7 protein-coding genes are annotated in these 6,972 nt (G+C 68.8%); 4 read left to right on the top strand and 3 right to left on the bottom strand.

All coding sequences use genetic code 11. The annotated features are described in order from the left end of the window. Nucleotides 1-128: 128 nt before the first annotated feature. The 3 genes from IAE58_RS19330 to hemH form a co-directional block, all read right to left on the bottom strand. Entirely contained in the window at nucleotides 129-2,231 is a 2,103-nt protein-coding gene (locus tag IAE58_RS19330) for a methyl-accepting chemotaxis protein (protein WP_199934722.1), read from the bottom strand. A 287-nt stretch (nucleotides 2,232-2,518) separates the two neighbouring features. Then, nucleotides 2,519-3,373: an alpha/beta hydrolase gene (locus IAE58_RS19325; protein WP_164274881.1), complete on the bottom strand. Its 855-nt coding sequence runs from the start codon at nucleotides 3,371-3,373 to the stop codon at nucleotides 2,519-2,521. Next, nucleotides 3,370-4,332, bottom strand: coding sequence for a ferrochelatase (hemH, locus tag IAE58_RS19320; RefSeq protein WP_108754903.1), 963 nt, complete (start codon nucleotides 4,330-4,332; stop codon nucleotides 3,370-3,372). The genes IAE58_RS19325 and hemH overlap by 4 nt, the downstream gene beginning before the upstream one ends. Before the next feature lie 162 nt (nucleotides 4,333-4,494). Between hemH and IAE58_RS19315 the strand changes: the two genes are divergently transcribed. The 4 genes from IAE58_RS19315 to tatC all read left to right on the top strand — a co-directional run bounded on the left by IAE58_RS19315 (nucleotide 4,495) and on the right by tatC (nucleotide 6,880). Beyond that, a complete protein-coding gene (locus IAE58_RS19315; RefSeq protein ID WP_199934721.1) occupies nucleotides 4,495-5,382 on the top strand; it encodes a YSC84-related protein in 888 nt (295 codons plus the stop codon). A gap of 74 nt (nucleotides 5,383-5,456) precedes the next feature. Then, nucleotides 5,457-5,684 (top strand): Sec-independent protein translocase subunit TatA, encoded by a 228-nt coding sequence (gene tatA / locus IAE58_RS19310; protein WP_108751385.1) that lies wholly within the window; start codon nucleotides 5,457-5,459, stop codon nucleotides 5,682-5,684. 15 nt (nucleotides 5,685-5,699) lie between these two features. After that, nucleotides 5,700-6,134, top strand: a complete 435-nt coding sequence (gene tatB, locus IAE58_RS19305; protein ID WP_199934720.1) for a Sec-independent protein translocase protein TatB — start codon at nucleotides 5,700-5,702, stop codon at nucleotides 6,132-6,134. Next, nucleotides 6,131-6,880, top strand: coding sequence for a twin-arginine translocase subunit TatC (tatC, locus tag IAE58_RS19300; RefSeq protein ID WP_108751383.1), 750 nt, complete (start codon nucleotides 6,131-6,133; stop codon nucleotides 6,878-6,880). Before tatB ends, tatC begins: the two co-directional genes overlap by 4 nt. Nucleotides 6,881-6,972 lie beyond the last annotated feature (92 nt).

The following is a 6,972-nucleotide window of genomic DNA, read 5'->3' as shown; positions in this document are numbered from 1 at the left end:
GGTAGATCCACGCCATGCGTGGATGGAAAGCAGTGCCAACCAAGGTTGGCACCCACCAGAGCAGCGCGCGTGCCAACCAAGCTCGGCACCTACCGAGGGGCGCGCGGGGCGCGCCCCTCGGCCTTGCCTCAGTCAATCAACGTCGGTTCGCGATCACGGTGGAACACCGCCACGGCGGCGGTCAACGCTCCGGCCTGGGCCTGCAGTTCGCGGGCCGCCGCCGTGGCTTCTTCCACCAGCGCGGCGTTCTGCTGCGTGGCCTGGTCCATCTGCACCACCGTCTGGTTGATCTGTTCGATGGCGCTGGACTGCTCCTGCGATGCACCGGAGATCTCCTGCATCAACTGGCTGACATCCTGCACGCCACTGACAATGCCCTGCATGCGCCGCCCGGCGTCGGCAACCAGTTGCGCGCCTTCGCCCACCTCGCGGCCGGCTTCATCGATCAATCCCTTGATCTCATGGGCGGCCGAGGCCGAGCGCTGGGCCAGCACGCGCACCTCGCTGGCGACAACGGCGAAGCCACGCCCCTGCTCGCCGGCGCGTGCGGCTTCCACGGCCGCGTTCAAGGCCAGGATGTTGGTCTGGAAGGCAATGCCGTCGATCACCCCAGTAATGTCGCCGATCCGCCGCGAAGCCGCTTCGATCGCCTGCATGGTGTCGACCACGCGTTGCATGGCGCGGTCCCCTTCGCTGGCCACGCCCTGGGTGGACGAAGCCAGTTCGCTGGCCTGCCGCGCGTGGCTGGCGTTCTGCCGCACCGTGGCGGTGAGTTCTTCCATGGACGCCGCCGTTTCCTGCAGATGCGCCGCCTGCCGCTCGCTGCGCTCGGACAGTGCGTCGTTGCCGGCGGCAATCTCGGTGGCCGCGCTGCTGATGGCCGCGGCGCACTGCTGGATGTGGCCGACCATGGAGGAAAGCTGCTGCGCGGTGGCGTTGGCGTCACGGGCGATGGCGGCGAACGCGCCCTGGTAGTCGCCCTGCATGCGCCGGTCCAGATCACCCTGGGCCAGCGCCGCCAGCATCTGCCGCACCTCTGCCACCGTGCTGCCGACGGTTTCCAGCAACTGGTTGATGCCTCCGGTCAGCCCGTCCAGGAAGCTGGCGCCTTCCGCAGGGCGCAGGCGCTGGTCGAGATCGCCGGCGGCCGCGGCGCTGACGATGTCGGCCACCGCGTTCTCAAGCAGCAGCTCATGGGTGCGGTCGTGCCATTCCACCGCGAAACCCAGGCGCGTGCCCTGCGCATCGAAGACGGGGGTGACGACCTGGGCGAAATGCACGGGCCCGATGCGGACCTTGCCGTTGTGCGCCACCTGCAGGCCATTGAGGATGGCTCGAATGCGATCGGGGTTGGCGTGGAAGCGGTGAATGCTGGTGCCTACCAATCGTTCGGCGTCGAAATCCGGGAAGGCTTCGCGCAGCGTGGCCTGCTGGTTGCGCAGCAGGGCCACCACCGAGCGGTTCACGTAGCGGATCACGTGATCGTTGTCGGCAATCATCATCGACGTGCGCGAGGCGTCCAGCGCCTGGCGGATCTGCGCGTTCTCGGCGTGCAGTGCCGTGTCGCGGCTGCGCTGCGCCTGCACGTGGCGCGCGGTATCGGCCAGCGCATGGGCCAGGGTGCCGGGCAGGTAGTCCTGCGTGTTGGCATGCGCGGCAAGGTCGGCGCCGGTGGCGATGTCACGCGCCAGCGCCGCCAGGCGGCGTGGGCCGTGCCCCAGTGCCTCGGTCTGCTGGCGCAGGCGCTGTGCGGCCTGGCCCATCAGTACGGCTGCTGCGGCAACCAGCGCGGCCTGCGCCAGTGCCGGGATCCATGCACCTGCCTGCAGGGCAGGCACCATCGCGCAAAGCATGCCCGCCACGCCGGCAGACCAGAGCGGGATCCGGTCGCGGTAGGCCAGCAGACAGGCCAGCAGCACGCACTGGGGTAACGCCGGGGCCACACTGATGGACGCACACACGGCAGCCACCTGCACCGACAACAGCACCGCCAGCCCGTTGCGCGCGACCGGTTGGCCCGCAAAGCGCGTGGCCAGCAGCAGCGACGGCAGCCACGCCGCCGCGATGATCGCGACCAGCAGGGGTGAACCGCGCCACGCCAGGGCCACGCCGGTCACGGCCAGGGCGGCACTGAGCAGCAGCAGGCGATGATCGGCGCGGCACGCCAGCGCCTGCAGATATGGGGGGCGGGCGGTGTTGTGACCGCGCTGGGGTGGGGGTACGGCAGACATCGGCAACTCCTGGTTCAAACAACAGCAACGACCCTGCCGCGCGGCACGCGTACATGCGTGGTCACGGCAGGGCAGGAAAGGGGGAGGTGGCGCCACGGGTGGCGCAGATCAGGAACACCGTGGCCACATCCTGTGGATGACGGTGCAGCAGTGCAGACATGCGTGCTTCCTTGCAGAACCCGGACAAGCCGCCGGCCCGGGTGGGCAGACGGAGTGCGGGCGAGAAGGCCCGCAACTGTTCTATCGGCCGCCGCTACGCGCAGTGAAGCGCAACGGCATGCACCGGGTCAGCCGGCGTTGGGCTCGCCAAGGAAGGCGTTGATGACCGCGGCGATCTGCGCGGGGTGTTCCATGTGCAGGTGATGGTTGCCGGCGAATACGGCCAGGCGTCCGTCGCGCAGGTGCTGCAGGCGCTCGCTGCGCATCGGTTCGGGGTAGTACGACTGCGCCGGCGTGGCGTAGATCACCTGGGTGGGGCAGGCAATGGCCTGCAGCAGGTTGTCGATCTGCCCTTCGCTGAGACGGATGGCGGTGGGCAGCATCAGGCGCGGATCGCTGCACCAGCGATAACCGCCTTCCACCGCTTCCACGCCACGCTCCACCAGCAGGCGCGCGCAGCCCTCGCTGAGCTGGTTGGCCATCATGCGGGCACGCACCGGTGCGGCCAGGTCGGCGAACACCCGCAACTGCTTGCGCGCCAGCGCACGGCTGGCCCGCACATGGTCGCGCAGGCGTTCGGCGGTTTCTTCTTCCGGTCCGCGCAGTCCGCCCAAGGCCTCGATGGCCACCAGGCGCTGCACGCGTTCGCTGACCGCTGCGGTCAGGCTGGCGATGCCGGCGCCCATGGAGTGGCCGATCAGGGTGAAGCGATCCCAGCCCAGCGCATCGGCCACGTCCAGCACGTGGGTGATCGCTGCCGGGGTGGTGTAGGGCGCGCCGGGCGGCAGGTGTGCACTGTGGCCGTGACCTGGCAGATCGATGGCCACCAGATCCAGCTGCGGCAGGTGCGCGGCCAGCGGGACGAAGCTGGCCGCATTGTCCAGCCAGCCATGCAGGGCCAGCACGCGGGGGCCGGGGCCTGCCTGGCGCAGGCCGGCCACGCGCGCGCCGGCCACGTGCAGTTCGAACGGTTGCAGGCTCATGCCAGCGCAGCCGTGGCCAGCCGGGCCAGGGCGCGGGCGTGGTCGACGCTGGCGTTCAGGCAGGGGATGTAGCGCATCTGCGCGCCGCGCTCGGCCAGGGTTTCGGTGAAGCCCATGGCCACCTCTTCCAGGGTTTCCAGGCAATCGGTGGCGAACCCCGGGCAGACCACATCGATCTTCTTCACCCCGGCCTCGGCCAGCTCCCACAGGCGCGGTTCGGCGTAGGGCTGCAGCCAGCGTTCGCGACCGAAGCGCGACTGGTAGCCCAGCTGCCAGTCGTCCGCGCCCAGGCCCAGGGCGGCGGCAATGGCGGCGGCGCTGGCTTCGCAGCGCTGCGGATACGGGTCGCCGGCGTCGGCCAGGCGCTGCGGAATGCCGTGGAAGGAAAACATCAGCATCTGCCCGCGGCCATGCGTGTCCCAGTAGGCGCGGATGGACGCGGCTACGGCAGCGACCCACTGCGGGTCGATGGCGTAGTCCTGCACCAGGCTGATATGCACGCCGGGGTTGCGGCGCTGCCAGTCGGCCACCCGGTCTTCCACCGAGGCGGTGGTGGTGGTCGAGTACTGCGGATACAGCGGCAGCACCGCGATGCGGCGCACGCCCTCGCTGACCAGGCGGTCCAGTTCGCGGGCCAGCGCCGGCTCGCCGTAGCGCATGGCGTGGCGCACGCGCAGCTGCGGCAGCTCGGCCTGCATGGCCTGCGCCAGCTGGCGGGTGTAGACCATCAGCGGGGAGCCCTCGGGCAGCCACACCTGGGCGTACTTGGCGGCCGAACGGCTGCTGCGCAGCGGCAGGATGAGCCCGCGCAGCAGCGGCTGCCACAGCAGCGCCGGAATGGAGACCACGCGGGGATCGGACAGGAATTCAGCCAGGTAACGGCGTACGGCGGGGGCCGTCGGCGTCTCGGGCGTGCCTAGGTTGACCGCCAGCACGGCGGTATCGGGTGCGTCGAGCATGGGCACCATTGTCGCCGATCCGATGTGCTGTCGGCATCGCTTCTGCGCATCGTGCTGATCGCGACTGCCGATCATGGCGCGCGCTCATTGGCGATTCATCGCAACACTACTAATTTCAGTCACTTGCTATATCTTCCTATGGACTGACTTCTGGAGCCTGCCATGCGTCGCCCGATCCAAGCCCTGCTGATCGCCGCCAGCCTGCTTTCCAGCCAGGCCATGGCCGGACCGCAGGAAGACCAGCGCGCCCGCAACGCGGTGCGTGTGCTGGCTGAAATCCAGGAAATCCCCGAGCAGGGGATTCCGGACAAACTGCTGGACGAAGGCCGCGCGGTCATCGTCATTCCCGACACGATCAAGGCCGGTCTGGTCATCGGTGGCCGCCGCGGCCACGGCCTGATGTCGGTGCGCATGCCCAACGGTGCCTGGTCGAACCCGGTATTCATCAAGCTGACCGGCGGCAGCATCGGCTTCCAGGCCGGTGTGCAGTCGTCCGACGTGGTGCTGGTGTTCCGCAACGACCGCAGCCTGGACAATCTGGTCAACGGCAAGTTCACCCTGGGCGCCGATGCCGGCGTGGCCGCGGGTCCGGTGGGCCGCAACGCGGCCGCCGCCACCGACGGCCAGCTGAAGGCGGAAATCTGGTCGTGGTCGCGCGCGCGCGGCCTATTCGCCGGCGTGGCCCTGGATGGCGCGGTGCTGCAGATCGATGATGCCGCCAACCTGGATGCCTACGGCAGCAACACCACCCCACGCATGATCTTCGAAGGCCGTGCGGTGGGCGCGCCGTCGATGGACGTGGTGGCCTTCCGTGACCGTCTGGAAGAGGCCACCTACGCCGCCCGCAACAACCGCAACGGCAATGGCGCCACTGCCAGCGCACCGCCGCCGCCGCCGCAAAGCAGCCAGCCTGCGCCTGTTCAGGCGCCGCCCGCCGAGGCGACCACCGCGCCGCTGCAGAACGTGCCGCAGAACCCGCCGCCGCAGCAGCAGGGCTTCCAGCCGGTGGGCGACGGTGAAATCCGCACCGAGACGCTGGGCGGCAACTGACTTTCGTCACGCGCGCCGGCTTACGGCCGGTGCGCTATGCTCGACAGCCTGATCACTAACGTAACGAGCGACTTATGGGCAGTTTCAGCATCTGGCATTGGTTGGTCGTGCTGGCCATCGTACTGCTGGTGTTCGGCACCAAGCGCCTGACCAGCGGCGCCAAGGATCTCGGCTCGGCGGTGAAGGAATTCAAGAAGGGCATGCGTGACGAGGACAAGCCCGCCGCGCAGCTGGGCGACGAATCGCGCAGCCAGGACGCCTCGCGCACCGCGCAGGACGAGCACGACCGCACCCCGCGTTGATCCGGAGCGGTCACGGTGTTTGATATTGGCTTCAGCGAACTGCTGGTGATTGCCGTGGTCGCCCTGGTGGTGCTCGGTCCCGAGCGCCTGCCCAAGGCGGCCCGCTTCGCCGGCCTGTGGGTGCGCCGTGCGCGCAATCAGTGGGATTCGGTGAAGCAGGAGCTGGAACGCGAACTGCACGCCGAGGAGATCAAGCGGCAGATGCAGGACGTGCGGCAGAGCATGCAGGACACCGAAAGCCAGTTGCGCGCCAGTGGTGAAGCGGTGCGCCGCGAAGCCACGCAGGCGCAGCAGCACGGCGATGCGCTGGCCGACGAAGTGCGTGCGCCGACACCGGCCGCGGCGCAGACCCCGCCGCATCTGCTGGATACGCCGGCAACGCCTGCCGATCCCACGCCCGCAACAGACGCCGCCGTGACGCCGGCCACACCGCCGGAGCGCCAGCCATGAGCGACCAGGACTTCGGCGAAAGCTCGCTGGTCGAGCATCTGGTTGAACTGCGCGCGCGCCTGGTGCGTGCGCTGCTAGGCCTGGGCGTGGTGCTGCTGGGCTTGTTGCCGTTCACCCAGAAGCTGTACACCGCGCTGGCGCATCCGCTGGTATCGCAGCTGCCGAACGGGCAGACGATGATCGCCACCAATCCGGCCGGTGCGTTCTTCGCGCCGTTGAAGCTGACCTTCTTCGTGGCCCTGTTCGTGGCCGTGCCCTGGCTGCTGTACCAGCTGTGGGCGTTCGTGGCGCCGGGCCTGTATGCCCGCGAGAAGCGCCTGGCGGTGCCGCTGCTGGTGTCGTCGGTGCTGCTGTTCTACACCGGCTGCGCGTTCGCCTACTTCCTGGTGCTGCCGGCGGTGTTCCACTTCCTGACCACCTTCAGCCCGGAAGTGATCGCGCTCACCCCCGATGCGAACGCCTACCTGGATTTCGTGCTGGCGATCTTCTTCGCCTTCGGCGGCAGTTTCGAACTGCCGGTGGCGATGGTGATCCTGGTGCTGCTGGGCTGGGTAACGCCGCAGCAGTTCAAGGAAGGCCGCGGCTACGCGATCGTCGGCATCTTCGTGGTCGCCGCCGTGCTGACCCCGCCGGACGTGGTGTCACAGCTGATGCTGGCCATTCCCATGTGCCTGCTGTACGAGCTGGGCATCCACGCCGCACGCTGGCTGGTGCCGTCGTCGGTGGCGAAGAAACCGGCCGCCTGATGCGGCAACGCCGGGCATTGCCCGGCGTTCTTCATTGATCCGCTTCATCCACGCATGGCGTGGATCTTATCTCTTGCCGATCTGGCACCTTG

This window comes from Stenotrophomonas sp. S49 (assembly GCF_016624905.1).
GTDB lineage: Bacteria > Pseudomonadota > Gammaproteobacteria > Xanthomonadales > Xanthomonadaceae > Stenotrophomonas.
This window is presented reverse-complemented; position numbering and strand designations above follow the sequence as displayed.

Coding starts and splice junctions, on each gene's coding strand:
- IAE58_RS19325 (WP_164274881.1), bottom strand. CDS start 3,373: ATGAGCCTGCAACCGTTCGAACTGCACGTGGCCGGCGCGCGCGTGGCC.
- tatC (WP_108751383.1), top strand. CDS start 6,131: ATGAGCGACCAGGACTTCGGCGAAAGCTCGCTGGTCGAGCATCTGGTT.
- IAE58_RS19315 (WP_199934721.1), top strand. CDS start 4,495: ATGCGTCGCCCGATCCAAGCCCTGCTGATCGCCGCCAGCCTGCTTTCC.
- tatA (WP_108751385.1), top strand. CDS start 5,457: ATGGGCAGTTTCAGCATCTGGCATTGGTTGGTCGTGCTGGCCATCGTA.
- IAE58_RS19330 (WP_199934722.1), bottom strand. CDS start 2,231: ATGTCTGCCGTACCCCCACCCCAGCGCGGTCACAACACCGCCCGCCCC.
- hemH (WP_108754903.1), bottom strand. CDS start 4,332: ATGCTCGACGCACCCGATACCGCCGTGCTGGCGGTCAACCTAGGCACG.